This is a genomic window from Dyella sp. EPa41 (genome assembly GCF_016586165.1).
GTDB lineage: Bacteria > Pseudomonadota > Gammaproteobacteria > Xanthomonadales > Rhodanobacteraceae > Dyella.
The window spans coordinates 1-18,900 of sequence record NZ_BCPR01000056.1 but is presented as its reverse complement, the minus strand read 5'-3'; the positions used below and the strand labels follow the sequence as shown (position 1 = coordinate 18,900).

General features: G+C 66.0%; 16 protein-coding genes and 1 pseudogene. 10 read left to right on the top strand and 7 right to left on the bottom strand.

Annotation, left to right across the window (positions count from 1 at the left end; all coding sequences use genetic code 11):
* Positions 1-1,070: 1,070 nt before the first annotated feature.
* The 9 genes from kdpF to ssb all read left to right on the top strand — a co-directional run bounded on the left by kdpF (position 1,071) and on the right by ssb (position 11,875).
* Entirely contained in the window at positions 1,071-1,163 is a 93-nt protein-coding gene (gene kdpF, locus JMF82_RS16230) for a K(+)-transporting ATPase subunit F (protein WP_111984191.1), read from the top strand.
* Positions 1,160-2,962, top strand: a complete 1,803-nt coding sequence (kdpA, locus tag JMF82_RS16225) for a potassium-transporting ATPase subunit KdpA (protein WP_201315594.1) — start codon at positions 1,160-1,162, stop codon at positions 2,960-2,962. Before kdpF ends, kdpA begins: the two co-directional genes overlap by 4 nt.
* Before the next feature lie 19 nt (positions 2,963-2,981).
* Positions 2,982-5,063 carry a potassium-transporting ATPase subunit KdpB gene (kdpB, locus tag JMF82_RS16220; RefSeq protein ID WP_236585516.1) on the top strand — a complete coding sequence of 694 codons (2,082 nt, stop codon included), beginning with the start codon at positions 2,982-2,984 and terminating at the stop codon, positions 5,061-5,063.
* A gap of 173 nt (positions 5,064-5,236) precedes the next feature.
* A complete protein-coding gene (locus JMF82_RS16215) occupies positions 5,237-5,437 on the top strand; it encodes a hypothetical protein (protein WP_201315593.1) in 201 nt (66 codons plus the stop codon).
* Positions 5,438-5,505: 68 nt separating this feature from the next.
* Complete coding sequence (locus JMF82_RS16210) at positions 5,506-7,008, top strand: outer membrane beta-barrel protein (RefSeq protein ID WP_236585515.1); 1,503 nt, start codon at positions 5,506-5,508, stop codon at positions 7,006-7,008.
* Between the two features lie 10 nt (positions 7,009-7,018).
* Positions 7,019-7,588, top strand: coding sequence for a potassium-transporting ATPase subunit KdpC (gene kdpC / locus JMF82_RS16205; protein WP_201315592.1), 570 nt, complete (start codon positions 7,019-7,021; stop codon positions 7,586-7,588).
* 39 nt (positions 7,589-7,627) lie between these two features.
* A complete protein-coding gene (locus tag JMF82_RS16200; RefSeq protein WP_201315591.1) occupies positions 7,628-10,294 on the top strand; it encodes a sensor histidine kinase KdpD in 2,667 nt (888 codons plus the stop codon).
* Complete coding sequence (locus JMF82_RS16195; protein WP_201315590.1) at positions 10,291-10,995, top strand: response regulator transcription factor; 705 nt, start codon at positions 10,291-10,293, stop codon at positions 10,993-10,995. Before JMF82_RS16200 ends, JMF82_RS16195 begins: the two co-directional genes overlap by 4 nt.
* 343 nt (positions 10,996-11,338) lie before the next feature.
* Entirely contained in the window at positions 11,339-11,875 is a 537-nt protein-coding gene (ssb, locus tag JMF82_RS16190) for a single-stranded DNA-binding protein (protein WP_201315589.1), read from the top strand.
* Between the two features lie 95 nt (positions 11,876-11,970).
* Here the strand turns inward: ssb and JMF82_RS16185 are convergent, their stop codons facing one another.
* From JMF82_RS16185 to JMF82_RS16175, 3 genes are all read right to left on the bottom strand, one after another.
* Entirely contained in the window at positions 11,971-12,801 is an 831-nt protein-coding gene (locus JMF82_RS16185; protein ID WP_236585514.1) for a hypothetical protein, read from the bottom strand.
* 94 nt (positions 12,802-12,895) lie between these two features.
* On the bottom strand, positions 12,896-13,525 hold the full coding sequence (locus tag JMF82_RS16180; protein ID WP_201315587.1) for a methyltransferase domain-containing protein: 630 nt from the start codon (positions 13,523-13,525) through the stop codon (positions 12,896-12,898).
* Positions 13,526-13,674: 149 nt separating this feature from the next.
* On the bottom strand, positions 13,675-14,196 hold the full coding sequence (locus JMF82_RS16175; RefSeq protein ID WP_236585513.1) for a gluconokinase: 522 nt from the start codon (positions 14,194-14,196) through the stop codon (positions 13,675-13,677).
* Between the two features lie 124 nt (positions 14,197-14,320).
* Here JMF82_RS16175 and JMF82_RS16170 point away from each other — a divergent pair, with 124 nt between their 5' ends.
* Positions 14,321-14,815, top strand: a complete 495-nt coding sequence (locus JMF82_RS16170) for a hypothetical protein (RefSeq protein ID WP_201315585.1) — start codon at positions 14,321-14,323, stop codon at positions 14,813-14,815.
* 18 nt (positions 14,816-14,833) lie between these two features.
* Here the strand turns inward: JMF82_RS16170 and JMF82_RS16165 are convergent, their stop codons facing one another.
* From JMF82_RS16165 to JMF82_RS16150, 4 genes and pseudogenes are all read right to left on the bottom strand, one after another.
* Positions 14,834-15,769 (bottom strand): YihY/virulence factor BrkB family protein, encoded by a 936-nt coding sequence (locus JMF82_RS16165; RefSeq protein WP_236585512.1) that lies wholly within the window; start codon positions 15,767-15,769, stop codon positions 14,834-14,836.
* A 220-nt stretch (positions 15,770-15,989) separates the two neighbouring features.
* Positions 15,990-17,807, bottom strand: a complete 1,818-nt coding sequence (locus JMF82_RS16160; RefSeq protein WP_236585511.1) for a hypothetical protein — start codon at positions 17,805-17,807, stop codon at positions 15,990-15,992.
* A gap of 19 nt (positions 17,808-17,826) precedes the next feature.
* A complete protein-coding gene (locus JMF82_RS16155; RefSeq protein WP_201315584.1) occupies positions 17,827-18,201 on the bottom strand; it encodes a hypothetical protein in 375 nt (124 codons plus the stop codon).
* Between the two features lie 66 nt (positions 18,202-18,267).
* Positions 18,268-18,900 (bottom strand): annotated as a pseudogene (locus tag JMF82_RS16150) (hypothetical protein); the annotation flags it as partial.

Below are 18,900 nucleotides of genomic sequence, written 5' to 3'. Positions count from 1 at the left end.
CGGCCGGGCTTTTCGACCGGGCTCCTGCCCGGACGAAAAGTGCCCGACACCCTTGTCGGGCACCCCTGCGGGGCCTGTTCGTCCGCCCCTCACCGCCACACAGGGGATGTTTGAAGGCTCGTGCCGCTGCGCGGCACATCGCATCGCGATGCCGGTGGCTGCGGTTCGTTGTGGGAGCGCACCTTGTGCGCGACCGCGGACTGACGTGGTCGCCTCAGTCCGCGATGGTCGTGACTACCGCGACGTGTGCCGGCGTTGCGGTCGCGCACAGGGTGCGCTCCCACAGAGGTAGGAAGGAATTTCGCGAGCCCCAACCCCTCACCCCAGCTCTCTCCTCGCTCCTCAAAGCCGCGGCCATCCATGGCCGCTCCCCGCGTGCCCCGCAGGGGAGAGGGAGAAAAAACGGCGGTGCGGTGCGAATAGATCCCCTCTGGGCTCAACAACGTTGCCTTAAGTCCTCTCCGCTACGGCGCGCTGCGGTGTAGCCGCGCCGTTCGAGGTAGTAACGGGTGTATCCGGCTGGCCTCAGTGGACCGACGCTCCTATCCCGCATATCGCTATGAGCCTTGGCTCTGAAGGCCATTTTCTTTGGGTTACTTTTCTTTTGGGCCAGCAAAAGAAAAGTGACTCGAGCGCCGGCAGGGGATCGAAACGCCCGCCGCGTAGGCGGCATGCTCGCGGTAGCGGAGCTACCGAAGGCAATAGCCCGCTTTCACAAGAGCAATAGACGTGCAGACAGGCGCAAAAGGCTGTCGCGCACTGGGTGCGCTCCTACAAGGGGAGGGGAGGGCGGTGTGGGGTCGGGTGTCGAAATTTTACGGCTTCTATACGCCCCCTCCGTGTTTCGCTACCCCTTTCTTATGCCCCGATTCCGACAATTTGCACCGTTGCAGAACACGGTGAGTCGGTGCCCATGGATGTCGTTTACCTCCTCTTTTCGTTCGTGCTGTTCGCCGCGTCGATCGGCTTCCTGCTGATCTGCGACCGGCTCGGCCGACGCCCCTGATCGATCGCTGCCGCCCGGACGGCGGCACTTTCCCAGCTCGCGATTCCCTGCGGGAGATCCACGCATGAACGCTATCTATTTCGTGGCCGCCGCCATCGCGGTGGCCCTGACGGGCTACCTGTGCGTGGCCCTGCTCAAGCCGGAGTGGTTCGAATGACCACCAACGATTTCCTCCAGATCGCGATCTACCTGGTCGCGCTGTTGCTGCTGGTAAAGCCGGCCGGCAGCTATATGGCGCTAGTGTTCGCCGAGACGCCCAATGGCGTGCTGCGTGCCGGCCGACACATTGAGAACCTGTTGTATCGCCTCAGCGGCGTGCGCGCCGAAGAGCAGATGGGCTGGCGTCGCTACGCCATCGCCATGCTGGTCTTCAACATGGCCGGCCTGGTCGTGGTGTATGCGCTGCAGCGCCTGCAGCAGTGGCTGCCGCTCAATCCGCAGCATTTCGGCGCGGTGACGCCGGATTCGGCGATCAACACCGCCATCAGCTTCGTCTCCAACACCAACTGGCAGGGCTACGCGGGCGAAAGCACGATGAGCTACCTGACCCAGATGCTGGGGCTGGCGGTGCAGAATTTCCTCTCGGCGGCGACCGGCATCGCGGTGCTCGTGGCGGTGGTGCGCGGCTTCGTGCGGCGCAGTGCGGACAGCATCGGCAACTTCTGGGTCGACATGACCCGCAGCACGCTCTATATCCTGCTGCCGTTCTCGCTGGTAATCGCGTTGTTGCTTGCGTCGCAGGGCGTGGTGCAGAACTTCCGCTCGTACGTCGACGTGCCGCTGATGCAGCACACCACGGCGGTGGAGACCGTGAAGGATGCGGCCGGCAACACCGTGAAGGACGCCGCGGGCAAGGATGTCACCAGGGAAACGACGGTGACCACGCAGACCCTGCCGATGGGCCCGGCCGCGTCGCAGATCGCGATCAAGCAGTTGGGCACCAATGGTGGTGGCTTCTTCAATGCGAACTCGGCGCATCCGTACGAGAACCCGACGCCGTTCAGCAATTTCATCGAGATGTTGGCGATCTTTTTGATCCCGGCAGGTCTTTGCTTCACTTTCGGCAGCATGGTGGGCGACCGGCGGCAGGGCTGGGCGATCCTCGCCACCATGCTGCTGATCTTCGTGCCGCTGGCGCTGGGCGCGGTGGCGGCGGAGCAGGCCGGCAATCCGGCGCTGCATGGGCTTGCCGTGGACCAGCAGGCCGGCACGCTGCAAGCCGGCGGCAACATGGAAGGCAAGGAGACGCGCTTCGGCATCGCCGCCAGCGGCCTGTTCACCGCCATCACCACGGCGGCATCGTGCGGCGCGGTGAACAACATGCACGACTCGCTCACGCCGCTCGGCGGACTGGTGCCGATGTGGCTGATGCAACTGGGCGAGGTGATCTTCGGCGGCGTGGGCTCGGGCCTGTACGGCATGCTGGCCTTTGCCGTGGTCGCGGTGTTCATCGCCGGTCTCATGGTGGGCCGCACGCCGGAATACCTCGGCAAGAAGATCGAAGCGCACGAAATGAAGATGGCGAGCCTTGCCGTGCTGGTGCCGTGCGCGCTGGTGGTGATCTGCACGGCCATCGCGGTGGCTACGCCGGCGGGCACGGCGGGCGCGGCCAACCCCGGCGCGCACGGCTTCAGCGAGATGCTCTATGCCGTCACCTCCGCGTCCAACAACAACGGCAGCGCATTTGGCGGTCTCTCGGCCAACACGCCGTTCTGGAACGTGCTGCTGGGCGTGTGCATGTACTTCTCGCGCTTCCTGCTCGCCATCGCGATGCTCGCCATGGCCGGCTCGCTGGCCGCCAAGCGCCACGTGCCGCCGTCGGCGGGCACGCTGCCCACGCATACGCCGCTGTTCGTCACGCTGCTTGCCTGCGTGGTGATCGTGGTTGGCGCGCTGACCTTCCTGCCGGCGCTCGCGCTGGGGCCCATCGCCGAATTCCTGATGTCGGCCCATTGATGCCTACCGGATATCGATCATGACAACGACTCATACCCATGTGCCCGCGGTCCGCAGTTTCGACCGCAGCCTGTTGCTCCAGGCCGTCGCCGACTCGTTCCGCAAGCTGTCGCCGCGGTTGCAGTTCCGCAATCCGGTGATGTTCGTGGTGTTCGTGTGCAGCGTGCTGACCACCCTGTTGTGGGTGCAGGCGCTGGCCGGCCACGGCGAAGCGCCCACGGCCTTCATCTTCTGGGTGACGCTCTGGCTGTGGTTCACCCTGCTGTTCGCCAACTTTGCCGAAGCGTTGGCGGAAGGTCGCGGCAAGGCGCAGGCCGCCGCGCTGCGCAGTTCGCGCAAGGACGTGGTGGCCAAGCGGCTGGCTGCGCCGTATCGCGATGCAGCCGTGACCTTCACGCCGTCCTCCGAGTTGCGCGTCGGTCACCTGGTACTGGTCGAGGCGGGCGACGCGATGCCGGGCGACGGCGAGGTGGTGTCCGGCGCGGCCAGCGTGGACGAAAGCGCCATCACGGGCGAATCCGCGCCGGTGATCCGCGAATCTGGCGGTGATCGCAGCGCGGTCACCGGCGGCACGCGCGTGCTGTCGGACTGGCTGGTGGTGCGCATCACCAGCAATCCGGGCGAAAGCTTCCTGGATCGCATGATCGCGATGGTGGAAGGCGCATCGCGCCGCAAGACGCCAAACGAGATCGCGCTCACCATCCTGCTGGCGAAGTTCACGCTGATCTTCCTGCTGGCCTGCGCCACGCTGCTGCCGTACTCCCTCTACAGCGTGCAGGCGGCGGGCGCTGGCAATCCCATCACGCTCACCGTGCTGGTCGCGCTGCTGGTGTGCCTGATTCCCACCACCATCGGCGCGCTGCTGTCGGCCATCGGCATCGCCGGCATGGATCGCATGATCCGCGCCAACGTCATCGCCACCTCCGGCCGCGCCGTGGAAGCAGCGGGCGACGTGGACGTGCTGCTGCTGGACAAGACTGGCACGATCACGCTCGGCAATCGCCAGGCGGTGGCTTTCCTGCCTGCGCCGGGCGTGGAGGAGGGCCGTCTGGCCGATGCCGCGCAGCTCGCGTCGCTGGCTGACGAAACGCCGGAAGGCCGCAGCATCGTGGTGCTGGCCAAGGAGCGCTTCAACCTGCGTGAGCGCCAGCTGGAAGAGGGCCATGCGGAGTTCGTGCCGTTCACCGCGCAGACCCGCATGAGCGGCGTGAACATCGGCGAGCGCCACATCCGCAAGGGTGCGCTCGATGCGGTGGAACGCTATCTGGAAGCCAACGGCAGCCATCTGCCGCCGTTGGTGAAGCACATGGCCGAGGACATCGCACGCCGTGGCGCCACGCCGCTGATTGTCACCGAGGGCGCCTCCGCGCTGGGCGTGATCGAGCTGAAGGACATCGTGAAGGGCGGCATCCGCGAGCGCTTCGCCGAGATGCGCCGCATGGGCATCAAGACCATCATGATCACCGGCGACAACCCGCTCACGGCGGCCGCCATTGCCGCCGAAGCCGGCGTCGATGACTTCCTCGCCGAGGCGACGCCCGAGGCCAAGCTCAAGCTCATCCGCAAGATCCAGGGCGAGAACCGCCTGGTGGCGATGTGCGGCGACGGCACCAACGACGCGCCGGCGCTGGCCCAGGCCGATGTGGCGGTGGCGATGAACACCGGCACGCAGGCGGCGAAGGAGGCCGGCAACATGGTCGACCTCGACTCCAACCCGACCAAGCTGATCGAGGTGGTGGAGATCGGCAAGCAGATGCTGATCACGCGCGGCGCGCTGACCACGTTCTCCATCGCCAACGACGTGGCCAAGTACTTCGCCATCATCCCGGCCGCGTTCGCCACCACCTATCCCGCGCTCAATGCACTGAACGTGATGCATCTGGCCACGCCGCAGAGCGCGATCCTCTCGGCGGTGATCTTCAACGCGCTGATCATCATCTTCCTGATTCCGCTCGCGCTGAAGGGCGTGAAATACCGCGCGCTGGGCGCGGGCGCACTGCTTCGCCGGAACCTGCTGGTGTACGGCCTCGGCGGCATCGTCGTGCCGTTCGTGGGAATCAAGCTGATCGACGTGTTGCTGGTGCTGATCGGGCTGGCGTGATCTCTCGCACCGTCATTCCGGCGTAGGCCGGAATCCAGGCACCGCGAGGTGCGGTTGTCGCATGGAGCTTCAAGGATCGTTCCTTCGCGAAAGCCGATTCCACCGCTACTGGGTCCCGGCCCGCGCCGGGACGACGAGCCGAGGCGCCACCCCTCATTCCCGGAGTTTTCGCCATGCAAATCTTCAAGCTTTCCGTTTCGCTGCCCGACGACACCCATCCCGACATGGAACTGCGCCTGTCGGCCAACGATGCGTCCTGCGACGTGGTGATCGCGCTCCCGATGCAGGGCCGGCCCCGCATCCAGCCGCGCGACACCGAGGCATCGCGAGGCGAGCAGGACGACTACGTGCTCGGCGGTTACGCCGGCATCTGACATTGGCGCCAAAGCGCCGGCCCCCTACTCAAACAACAAGGACGGCTCGACGCGAGCCGGTTTCATCGATGACCATGATGTCCAAGAAGGTTCTTTCGTTTGCACTGCTGCTGGCACTTGCCCCCGCTGGCGAAGCATGGGCTGCAGCGACGCCGAACATCCCGGCCAGCACAGAGGTTTCCGCGGCCGATCTCGACCAGGTCGCGCCTTCCACGCCGGTCGCTACCAGTGAGGACTGCTCGCAGGGGTTCTTCTCGCGCCTGGGCGCGGCCTATCGCGAAGACGCCCAGCCCGCGGATCCAAACGCCCCTGCTGCGAAGCGTCGCGCCATGGATGCCCCGCTGAATTCCCCGCCGTTCCCCAATGGCGAATGGCAGCTGGGCGGCGTGGCTGCACCGATCGGTGTGCCGGTGGCCTATGGCCAGTATCCGCTGCAGAAGGCGCTCGCGTGCACCAGGCTTGGCAACTGGATGAAGCGCAACCGCATCGAGATCAACGGCTGGATCAATCCGTCCGCCAACGCGAGCTCTTCGAGCTTCACGAACTACCCGCTTTCGTATGCCACGCGGCCGAACCGCGTGGAGTTCGACCAGCTGGTGTTCAACATCACCCGTGTCGAAGACACGGTGCAGACGGATCATGTGGATTGGGGCTTCAACATCTCCACCCTTTATGGCTATGACTACCACTACACGGTGACCAAGGGGGTCTTCAGCAACCAGCTGCTGAACCATTCCAATGCGAACGGCCCGCTGCCGGGCAAGGTCTATGGCGTCGACCCGATGTTGTTCTATTACGACCTCTACATCCCGTCGGTCGCCGAAGGCATGGTCATCCGCTTCGGGCGCTATCTTTCGTTGCCCGACATCGAAGCGCAGTTCTCGCCGCAGAATTACCTGGTAACCCATTCGATCCTGTATACGGTCGATCCGTATACCCAGACCGGCATCATGACCACCACTAAGCTCAATGAGCAGTGGACGCTGCAGCTTGGCATCAACGCCAGCAACGACACGGCGCCGTGGAACGGGTCGGCGCGTCCGACCCTGCAGGCCTGCGTCCGTTGGGTGTCCAAAGACAACAACGACATGCTTTACCCCTGCATCAATAGCCTCAATTCCTTCGATTACAACTACAACAACGTGCAGATGTACGTGATGACCTGGGGGCATCGCTTCAACCAGAGCGTGCACATGCAGACCGAGGCCTATTACATGTACGGCCGCAACATCCCGGGCTTCGGGCCGGATGGCGAGCCGGGCGTAGTGGCGTCGTCACCGTACCCCGGCAAGGCCGGCGAGTACGGCGTGGTGAACTACCTCAACTTCGAGTTGGACTCGAGCAACATGCTCACGTTCCGCAACGAGTTCTACAACGACCAGAAGGGCCAGCGCACCGGCTACGCCACCAAGTACAGCAGCCACACGCTGGGCCTGACGCACTGGGTGTCGCCGGATCTCGAAATCCGCCCGGAACTTCGTTACGAGCATTCCTATGACGTGAATGCCTATGACGCGGGCAAGAAGCACTACCAGGCGATCGCGCTCGTCGACGCGATCCTCCACTTCTGAGGTGATGAACATGATCAGGCTGATTCGCAGCGCGATCGTGATGCTGCTTTTGTTGACCGCGGTGACGGGCGTGCTCTACCCGCTGGTCGCCACCGGTCTGGCGCAGGCGTTGTTCCCGTCGCAGGCGAACGGCAGCCTGATCGAGAAGGATGGCAAGCCGGTCGGCTCCGCGCTGATCGGCCAGTCGTTCACCGACCCGAAGTACTTCTGGGGCCGCCCGTCCGCCACCGCGCCGCAGCCGGACAATGCCGCGGCGTCGACAGGCTCCAACCTGGGCCCTACCAATCCAGCACTCACTGACGCGGTGAAGCAGCGCATCGATGCGCTGCGCGCCGCCGACCCGGAAAACCACGCACCGGTTCCGGTGGACCTGGTCACCGCGTCCGGCAGTGGCCTGGACCCGGAGATCTCGCCGGCTGCCGCGGCCTACCAGGTGCCCCGCGTGGCTCGCGTCCGTGGGCTGAGCGAGTCGCAGGTGCGGGCCATGGTGTCGATGGCCACGGCGGGGCGCCAGTTTGGCGTGCTGGGCGAGCCACGGGTGAACGTGCTCAAGCTGAATATGGCGCTGGATGCCCATTAAGGCATAACGTATCCATCCATCACCCACGGCACGCGATGCATGTCTGAACCCTCCCGCGAAGCGCGTGCCGATGCCTTGCTCGATTCGGTGCAGGAAGAGAACGGCCGTCGACTGAAGATCTTCCTCGGCGCGGCGCCTGGCGTGGGCAAGACCTTCGCCATGCTTTCGGCCGCGCGCGAACTGAAGCGCCAGGGCGTCGACGTGGTGGTCGGCCTGGTGGAGACGCATGGCCGCGCGGAAACACAGGCGCTGCTGGACGGACTCGAGGTGCTGCCGCAGCGCAAGGTGAATTACCGCGGTCGCGATTTCACCGAGTTCGACCTGGACGCCGCCTTGCAGCGGCGCCCGGCGGTGATCCTGGTGGACGAGCTGGCGCACAGCAACCTGCCAGGCGGCCGCCACGAGCGCCGCTGGCAGGACATCGCCGAACTGCTGGATGCCGGCATCGAGGTTTACAGCGCGCTCAACGTGCAGCACCTGGAGAGCCTCAACGACCAGGTGCGACGCATCACCAACGTGACCGTGCGCGAGACGGTGCCTGATGCGTTCCTCGATCGCGCGCGCGACATCGTGCTGGTCGATCTGCCGCCGCGCGAACTGATCCAGCGCCTCAAGCAGGGCAAGGTCTACGTGCCGGAGACGGCGGCGGCGGCGCTGGACGCTTTCTTCTCGCCGACCAACCTGGTCGCCTTGCGCGAGCTGGCCGTCGACACCGTGGCCGGCCACGTGGACAGCGACCTGCGCGAGCAGATGCTGGCGCGTGGCGGCGCCATGCCCGTACGCCGGCGCGTGATGGCCGCCATCGACGGGCATACGCAGAGCGAATACCTGGTGCGCATCGCGCGTCGCATCGCGGAGCGACGCGGCGCGCCGTGGAGCGTGGCCTTCGTCGACACGGGCGCCACGCTGGACAAGGGGCGCCGCGAGCGCCTGGATGCCGCCATGCGGCTGACGCGCCGGCTGGGCGGCGACACCGTGGTGCTGCGTGGCCACGCCATTGCCGACGAACTGATCGCGCATGCGGACCGCGAAGGCATCGGCCAGATCATTCTCGGCCGCACGCGCGAACGCCCGCTGGCGCGCATGCTGGGCCGTTCGCTGACGCAGTTGTTGCTGCGTCGTGGCGCGCACCTGGAGTTGACCATCATCGCGACGCCGGCCGAGCGCGCGAAGTCGCGCATGCGCCTTCGCATGCCGGGTGGCAAGGGCCGGCGGGACGAATACGTGTTCGCCACGGTCGCCACATTGGCGGCGTTCGGCTTGTCCTTCATCGCGGATCGTTACCTTTCGGTGGCGAATCTCGCGTTGATCTTCCTGATGGCCGTGATGGTGGTGGCCGCGAGGACGCGCATGGCGGTGGCGGTCTATACCGCCATTCTCTGTTTCCTCGGCTACAACTTCTTCTTCGCGCCGCCGCGTTACACGTTGGCCATCGCCAACTTCGACGATGTGCTGGCGGTGTGCCTGTTCCTGGTGACGGCGCTGGTATGCAGCCGGCTGGCCACGCGGCTGGCGAGCCAGGTGGAGTCGCTGCGCGCTGCGCACGCCAATGCCAGGGCGCTGCTGTCGTTGGGGCAGCGCCTTTCCACCAGTACCGATGGAGCGGGTATCCGCAAGGTGGGCGTGGAGATGCTGTCCCACGTACTGCGCTGCGATGCGGCCATCCTGGCGCGTGACGCCAGCCAGGTGCTGCGCGTCGTGGCCACGGCACCGCGCGATTTCCCCTTGACCACGCAGGATCTTGGCGCGGCCTCGTGGAGCGAACAGCACGCGGAGCAGGCCGGCCGCTATACCGACACGCTCAATGCCGCGCCGTGCTGGGTGTTGCCGCTGGGCAGCGCCGACAATCCGCTCGGCGTGGCCGCCTTGCGCTTTCCACCCGAACAGGGCGAGCCGCCGGTCGACGAGCGCAGCCTCGCGCTGGCCATGGTGCAGGACATCGGCCAGGCGCTGCAGCGCGCACGCCTTGCCGACGAACTGGAAGGCGCGCGCGTGCAAGGCGAAACGGAGCGGCTGCGCAATGCGCTGCTGTCGTCCGTCTCGCATGACCTGCGCTCGCCGCTCGCCTCGATGATCGGCTCCGCCGGTACGCTGGCAAGCTACGGCGACCAGCTTCCCGCGGGTGAGCGCCGTGAGCTGCTCGAGGCCATCCTCGGCGAAGGACAACGCCTGGACCGCTACATCCAGAACCTGCTGGACATGACGCGCCTGGGCCACGGCACGCTCAAGCTCAACCGCGACTGGACCGACGTGGCCGAGATCGTGGCCGCCGCGTCCAACCGGTTGCGCAAGCTGTTTCCCGATCTCCGGCTCGACACGGTGCTGCCGTCGGGCACGATCCTTCTCTATGTGCATCCGGCGCTGATCGAGCAGGCCTTGTTCAACATCCTGGAGAACGCCGCGCGCTTCTCGCCGGCCAGCGAAGCGGTGCGCATCGTGGTGCGGCCCAACGGCGAGAAAGTGCAGATCGACGTGATCGATCGCGGCCCCGGCATACCCGAGGACGAACGCGCGCGCATCTTCGACATGTTCTATTCCGTGGCGCGTGGCGACCGGGCGCCGCAAGGCACCGGCCTGGGCCTTGCCATCTGCCGTGGCATGATCGGTGCGCATGGCGGCAGCGTGGAAGCCTTGCCGGGCGACGGCGTTGGCACCACCATTCGCATCACCTTGCCGTTGCCGGCGCCGCCCGATAACAACGCATGACTGCCGCCGCCCCCTGTGTCCTGGTCATCGATGACGAGGCGCAGATCCGCAAGTTTCTCGACATTGGCCTGCGAGCCGAGGGCTACGCGGTGTTGCTCGCGGCGAACGCGGCCGAGGGCCTGGCGCTGGCGGCCACGCGCTCGCCGGACCTCGTGGTGCTCGACATCGGCCTGCCGGACCGCGAGGGCCACGAGGTGCTGGCCGAGTTGCGCCAGTGGAGCCAGGTGCCGGTGCTGATGCTGTCCGTGCGCGATTCGGAGACCGAGAAAGTGAAGGCGCTGGATGCCGGCGCCAACGACTACGTGACCAAGCCCTTCGGCATCCAGGAGTTGATGGCGCGCCTGCGCGTCCTGCTGCGCAGCCGGCCGGGCGAACCCGAGGCGCCGCAGCGCTACGACGACGGCCGCCTGGCCATCGACCTGGCGCGTCGCGAGGTCACGCTCGAAGGCCGGCCGCTTGCGCTGACCCGCAAGGAATACGCCGTGCTGGCCCTGCTGCTGCGCCATGCCGGCCGGGTGGTGACCCAGCAACAGCTGCTGCGCGACATCTGGGGCGCCACCCACACCCATGACAGCCACTACCTGCGCATCGTGGTGGGCAAACTGCGCCAGAAGCTGGGCGATGACCCGGCCGCCCCGCGCTGGCTGAAGACCGAGCCCGGGGTGGGGTACCGCTTCATCAGCGGAACCCCGCCCTTGTAGGAGCGCACCCAGTGCGCGATGGCCCTCGCGATACCCGCCGGCGGTCGCGACGACCAGGGATGGAAGCACCGTGGAAGGAGCGGTCGCGCACTGGGTGCGCTCCTACAAAAAGGCGGCCAACGGCTGTGTCGCAGCCGCTGAGAGCGGCCAGTGGTCTGATTCGGCGGGTTTTTCGTCCGATCCGGACGCCAGCCAGAGGTCTTGCCGGGCCGGCAGGCGGGTCACGACGGAAAAGTCCATCCTGTTTTCGACGGCCGGCCCACGGTTATGATGGCTGCCGGTTCAACCATCCGGTGCTGACTGCCCCTGAACGCAGCGCCGGCTCACAGAGGACATTCCATCCATGGCACGTGGCATCAACAAGGTCATCATCGTCGGCAACCTCGGCGCCGACCCGGAAACCCGGTACACCGGCGGCGGCTCGGCCATCACCAGCCTGCGCATCGCGACGTCCGAAACCTGGACCGACAAGCAGAGCGGCGAAAAGCAGGAGCGCACCGAGTGGCATCGCGTGAAGCTGTTCGGCCGTCTCGCTGAAATCGCCGGCGAATACCTGAAGAAGGGCCGCCAGGTCTATATCGAAGGCTCGCTGCGTACCGACAAGTACACCGACAAGGACGGCATCGAGCGCTACAGCACCGACATCATCGCCAACGAGATGCAGATGCTCGGCGGCGGTTCCGAAGGCGGCGCGGGTGGCGGCGGTGGCGGCTTCCAGCGCTCGCAGGGCGGTGGTGGCGGTGGCGGCCAGCGCCAGGGTGGTGGCGGCAACTACGGCGGCGGCCAGTCCCGTGGCGGCAACGACTACGGCAACCAGCGCCAGTCCGCCCCGGCCCCGGCGCAGAACAACAGCTTCGACGACGACGATATTCCGTTCTGATTTCCGTCGCGCGGTATCGCCGTGAACATGCAAAGGGCCGGCAATCTGCCGGCCCTTTTTGTCTGCGCGGGGTTCTTCGCTGGTCGCGGTCCCCGCTAGACCTCCGCAAACGCCGCGTTTCGCCGGCGCCGGTAAGCCTGGTGGAAGCCTGCCGTGTGGTGCAGCTGCGTGCCTTCGGTGAGATCTTCGTCCGATGCCATGCGGCCGAGAAAGAAGGTGTGCGAGCCCATGTCATGGGCTTGCACGATGCCGAGCTCGCGGATGCGCAGTGCGGTTGCAACGGCGGGAATGCCGAACGTTCGTGACGGGCGTGTCGGGAAGGGCAGCGCGCTCCAGTCCCCGAGCGCCTCCTTGTGGTGTTCGGCGAGCTTGTAGACGGTGCCCTTCATCGAGGCCGGCATGCTCGATAGCGCCACTTTGCGCACGTCGCGCATGACGGGCTCGGATACATTGGTGTTGCGCAGCGCGAGGGAGAAGAGCTCGCTGCGTCGCAGCGGCCCGATCAGATCCATCGGAAACATGTTCCGATGCCCCGGCGTGTCGACCGAGACCAGGATGACCGGCCTGGGACAGAGATAGGCGATCATCAGCTGCTGTACCGAATGCGGATCCATCAACGCATGATGCGATGTGTTGCTCTTGCGCATCACCCGGTTCTGCAGCCACTCGTTCCAGGCGCGTCGCGGCCAGGGCAGGCAGCGGTGTTCGCTGTCCTCGACGTGATAGATGGTGACATTCGAGCCGTCGACGGCGATCGACGTCGCCCTTGCCAGGTGCAGCGCGCCGAGCAGTTTTCCCGTGGTGCTGTCCGTGTATTCGAGCGAGGGAGCGTCCCCCGCGTCGATGCTCGTCGCAATCGACAGCGGCTTGAGCGAGGCTACCGTATGGTCCGTCGTGACGTCCGCGGATCGGCGGTCCCAGCGCAAGGTGGCCGTGACGGCCTGCTGCGGAGGCGCCACGGCGATGGTCGACCACTGGGGCAGCGGGCGCACGAACGGCCTTATCCAGTCTTTCCACATGTCAGGTGCGCCTGAACAACAGGAACATGTAAAGGTGGGTTGCCAGGCCGAGGCCTCTTGGCGTGAGGCGCTCGAGCCGGAAGAACGGCTGTGCCGCGCGCGCCACGACGCACGGCGCAAACCGGTGGATGCGGCTTTCGCTGGCGATGGCGTAGTGGCCGCTACGCATGAGCGTGGTGAGGTTGCGCCGCCACCACCGGTAGCGCGCGTCGCCGAGATAGTAGGGGTTGAGCATGCTTGCGAGCACGAACCCGCCGGGACTTACCGTGCGGGACAACTCCTCGAACAGCGGCGCGTGATCCTCGATGTGGTTGAGCACCGCAAAATTCGCCGTCACCGCCTGCACTTTGCACTCGCTGGGCGAGGTGACGGACACGATGGTCCGGCGGCCGATCTCGTCCTGGCAGTGTTGGCCAAGATAGTTTCGCATCGCCTCCGAGGGCTCGTAGACGAAGGTCGGATGGCCGTGCGCGGAATAGGTTTTCGCATCGATGCCGGTGCCAGCGCCGAAGTCGAGGATGCCTGCGTTCTTGTCGAGCAGATCCAGTGCCATCCGCTGGAACCGGCCACGCACCGCGCGGTCCCGCTCGGAGGCCAGCATGAAGTTGTGGTACTGCTCACCTGTATGCATGTCGCCGTATGCCCTGCCGACATATCCATGGATGGCTCGATATGGTCGCGCCCTTGGCGCGCAGGCAACCACGCCTGCCCCGGTGAGTGCCGGCCAGGCGAGGGAAGGTTGCCTGGCATGGCGACCTGGCGCCCGGCCGAGGTGCCCGCTCAGCCGGTGGCTTCGGCGCTCCACCAAGCCACGATCCGCTCGACATTGGCAGCCAGCGGGTCGAGCGCGTCAACGGTGAGTACGCGCGCTTCGTCGACGGGAGGCTCCAGGTCGCGAAACTGGCTGTCGACCAGGCTGGCCGGCATGAAATGCCCGGAGCGGTGGGCAACACGCTCGGCTGCCGCTTCGCGCGACAGTTCGAGAAAGACGAAGCCGAGATGAGGTACGGCGCGGCGCAGCGTGTCCCGATAGCGGCGCTTGAGGGCGGAACAGGTGAGTACGACCGGCCGCCGGGACGACGCGGCGTGCGCCAGCTCCGCGCCCAGTCGATCCAGCCAATCCTTTCTGTCCTCATCGTCGAGCGGAACACCCGCCTCCATCTTCCGGACGTTGTGCCCGGAGTGGAAGGCATCGCCTTCGATCAGCCGCCAACCCAGGCGTTCGCACAGCGCGGTGGCGACGCTGGTCTTGCCGCAACCGCTCACACCCATCACGACGATGGCGCGCGTGTGATCTGGCATGGTCGTGCTTGCTCCGGGCCTATGGGGTAGCAAGCATAGCCGGCACAGGCGCAGCCGGGTGCGTCGATGGCCCCGTCGACCGGCGACGGCCAGGAAAATGGCAGGAAATTTACGCCACGCGGCCATGGCGGTGCAGCGTTTTTATCGCCTGCTGAAGCACCATGTCTCCAACGCAGGCATTGCGCGCCGGGTTCGGAACGTGACCATTCTGATTGTGCGGGGACCTCACTACTCGGACGACCCATGGGGTGGCGAGCTGGCGACCACCTTCGAATCGTTGGTGCGCGGGGCGGGGCAGGTCTTGTCGGTATGCGCGTGCAGCGGACTTCGCGAGCTTGTCGCCCAGGTCCGTGCGGTCAGGGCGAAGGACACCCGCTTCGTATTGCTGGATCCCGGTGATCTTGCGGAGGAGGCCAGGAAGCACCCCGAGGCGGGCCTTGACGATGCGCTCGGCGAGCTGGCCTCGCCCTATGTCGAGGTACACGACGACAGCGGCGCCGCGCTGCAACGAAGCGATGGCCGCCATGCCGCGCCGCTGGCGACCATCATCATCAACGGTGACCTCGCGGCGAGCTATCGCATTGCGCTGGGGATCGCCTTGCGCCGCCTGGCGGAGTGAAGGCGGGTCAGGACGAACCTAGGGATGCCGTTGCCAGGGACCGTCATCGCCGTCCTGCTTGGGTGCGCCCCCAGGCTCGCTGACTTCCGCCAGCTTCGCTTCGATCTCGACGGCGTGGTCGCTGGGAAGTATCGGCTTGCCACGCGCTTCTGCCACGGCGCGGGTCAGCGCGGCACCGACAAGCACGATGATCGACGAGTAGTAGACCCAGGTGAGCAGCACCACGAAGGCGGCGGCCGGACCATAGGCGCCACCGACATTGGCGTGCGAGATGTAGAAGCCGATGGCGTACTTGCCCAGCAGGAAGAGCAGCGTGGTGATGATCGCGCCCATCACCGCGTCCCTCCATTCGATGGCGGCGTCGGGCAGCACCTTGTACATGCCACCGAAGGCGATGACGAAGACCACCACGGAAACGAGGTATTCGATCGCTTTCCACAAGGTGTCCTGGCCGGGTATCAAGGCCTGGATCGTTGCGCTCACCACGAAGGAAATGATCAGCAGAAAACCGACGCCCACCAGCAGCGCGAAGGCGTGCGCGCGGGCCCTCAGCCAGGCGCCAATGGCTGCGCCTGGCTTGGGCTTTACATGCCACACGCGGTTGAGCGTGCCCTGCAGCTGGGCGAATACGGCCGATGCGCTGAAGAGCGTGATGCCCATGCCCACCAGGCTGGCGACATTGCCCAATTGGGGATGGGCGCGTGCGGATTTCACCACGTCATCGATCGCCCCAGCCGCCCGTTCGCCGACAATGCTGGCCATCATGGCCAGCATCTGCGCCAGCCAGGCGGGTTGAAGCACGGAAACCGTCCACACCAGCAACAGCAGGATGGGGGCGAACGACAGCGCGGCGTAGAACGCCAGCGCGGCAGCGCGCGTCATCAGCTCATCGTCGTTGAACGCATCCACCGTCGAGGTGAGCGTGATCATCAACTTGTTACGGTGCTTTTCCATGCGCGGCAGTGGGGTCGGGGGGTTGTCACGATGCCCATCGTCATATCCCGGCCTGAGGAAAAGCGTGCACGGAATGTCGTCGCGGCGTGGATGTATGCGCCTGGATGCTGAAAAGACAGCGGAAGACCACGCTGGCCGGGCCATGTATCGCAAAGCCTTGACGCCATCCGCTGGCGATCCGGCGGGGTGATGAGGTGCCGTCCAGGTCCTCCAGGCGAATTCAGAACTTGCTGTGCTCCACATCGCGCTCGCGATGCATCAGTGTCCATTCCGCGTGTTCGGTGAGGGCGGCGTCGCCCAGGGCCAGGAGGATCTCCCGCTGCTTGGCCGGGTCGCCGGTGCGGTCCAGCGCGGCCCTGGCGCTGGCGAAGATGCGCTGCATGAAACGGTACTGCCGGATCAGCTCCTTGTCCGCCTTTCGATACGCATAGGCCTCGCGTACGGCGGCGATGATCGAGAGCACCGCCATCATCATCACCAGGGTGGTCTTGATGCTCTCCGGCAGCCGCAGGGCGAAGATCGCGAGGAACACGCTGATCGAGATGCCGCCCCAGAGGCTGACCATGCCGATGGTCTCGGTGACATGGTGCAAGCCGGTGCGCTCGATGGTCTTGCGTTCGAAGTAGTGCAGCTGGCCGCCCTTGCCCGATTCGCCGACCCACTCGTCGATGACCTCGGACAGGGCCGCCGCATGGCGGCCTTCGGCAACAGGCAGCGGGTCGACGCCGGCCACGCGCATCATGTGGCGGATCCAGCCGAGCTCGATGTTCTGCTTCTGCAGGAAATTGTCGTGGGCGAACTCGTGCTCGCCGGTGGCCGAGATGCCGGCGTGGCGCCAGTAGGCCTGCACGCGCAGGCCTTCGGCGAGGGCACGATAGTCGAGATACTTTCGGTGCCAGCCCCGGTGCCGCGCGAGTATCGCGATCAGCGCGCCCAGCGCGAACAACAGCAGGAAGGTGTAGATCAGGAAGTCCTGTTCCGACAGGTGCGCGTAGAAGGTGAAGGCGATGCCCATCAGGGCCGCGAGTATGTAGGTGAGCCTGAGCGCGAGAAGCACGCGCTTCTGGAAATGGATGGCCAGCCAGTCGGCGGCACAGAAGATGCGACCAATGGCGCTGCCGTTCGTCAGTATGCGGCCGGTTTGGTTGCAGGCGGCCTTCGCGATGTCATCCGCGTACTTCGTGCAGTCGGCATTGAACTCCGACATGTGGGTGAACATCTGGCAGAACTCGGGCGGCGGTACGTGGTCGGTGGTGGTGAAGTCGCCGCAGCGCCAGTAGGTCTGCAGCGGAAGCAGGCCGGGCGCGACCTCGCCGTGGTCTCCCTCGCGCGAACAGACGATGTGGTAGAGCAGGCGTTCGTCGCCGCTGCCAAGCACGTGCCGAGCTTCGCGGTGGCGCTCCACCAGGCCGGGCAGCGTGCCGTTCAAATGGTAATTGACGACCTGCGCCGTGCCGCCCAGTCGTCCCGAATCCTTGCCGTCCCAGATGGCGAGCAGGATATGGCAATGGCTGGCGATGAAAACGCCTGACTTGGCGTACTGGCGGTCGCGCGATGGTCCCGGCATGGCCACCGCGTGGTGCGAGGGACCGCGCGGCAGCGGGAGCGGAATCAGCTCGGCCTGTTCGCACAGCGCCTCGAAGCGCGCGCGCGCCGAGGGCGCGGGGAAGTCGTCGAGATAGAGCTCCATGGGCAGCGGCAGCGGCGCGACAAGCCTTGCGCCTGCTTCGAGGGCGACATGCGCGACCAGCTGGTCACCGCCCTCGGCCAACGCGGAGAGTACGCATAGCGGCAGGCCCGGAAACTCCTGTCGCAGCATGTCGAAGAACGCCTTCACCCTGGCGCGTATGGGCTCGATCTCCGCCGACGAGATGTTGCGATGACTGGTGATGCCTACCACCAGCGGTGTCATGGCCGCGCCCGGCTGCACGGCCGACGCCGGATAGCTTGCCGGGCGCGGTAATGGGCCATGCATCGCCGCCGGCGGGTTCATCGACACGTCCTGCGAGTCCGTTTCCGGTTGGTCCCTGCGATGCATGGCGGTCCCCTGGGTTCGGTCAGTTGTTCTTGATCGTCGGATTGGTGGAGGTATCGGTGAGGGATGTTGCGGCGCTCTGGTAGCTCTGGCCACCGACCTCGATCGTCAACTGGTAGGTCCAGTCACCCGTCGTGCTGGCGCTGTTGTTGAGATCGGACATGGTCATCGTGTTGCCGTTGGGCGCAATGACCGGGTCCTCGAAAATCCCCGCGTTCGGTTGCTGCAGCCAGCTGAACCCGGTGATGTTGCCCGAGGCGGCATCGCCGGTGAGTTGCCAGGTGATGGTTTGGGACTGGTTGCTCCGGGCCACCTGGTTGGCGCCGTTCTTCTGGTCGATATCCACGAGCCACGGAGTCTTGCTCTTGTCCAGGGTCACGCTCAGGTCGTTGGCCATAGGTTGGTCCTCATGTCAGGCGGTGATGGGATCCCTGTCGATGGGTGCTTCTGGGCGGAAGGGGCGCTATTGCGGATCGCTCTTCGCGAGCGCCGCCTGCAGGCGCTGCTGGAACGCCGCATTGGCGGGGTAGTCGATGTCGCGCTGCTTCAGCGCAGCGAGCAGGTCGAGGTCGCGGTAGCCCGAATCCCACAGCTGCTGCACGAGGGGCGCGGCCTCAGGCGAGCGATCGAGGCTGAGCAGGGCGCGCACGCGCAGCGCGAGCAGGCGCGGATCGGCGGCGCCGCTGGATACCGAAGCGATGTCCCTGATCACCTGCTGGCGCCATTGCGTGGCTTTTTCCGCATCGTCGGTGCTGGCGGCGAGCAGCAATCGGGCGGCGGCGGTGTCCAGCAGCAGCGTGCGTTCTCCCGGCTGGCCGTCATGCATGGGGCCAAGCACCGCCAGCGCCTGCGTGGCTTGTGCATGGGCCAGATCGGCGTGGCCGGTGGCTAGCGATTGCGCGGCCTGCTCCACCTGCGCCTCGGCGAAGTCCTGTTTCCACTCGGCATTGCTCGGGTCCTGGCGGGTGATGTCGCCGAAGATCGCGAGCGACCGATCGTTCAACTGCTTCGCCGCATCGTGGTCGCCGGCGAGGCGGCGCAGGCGCGCGAGCTGCGTCGAGTACAACGCCACCTTGGCGCGGAAGCCGGTTTCCTT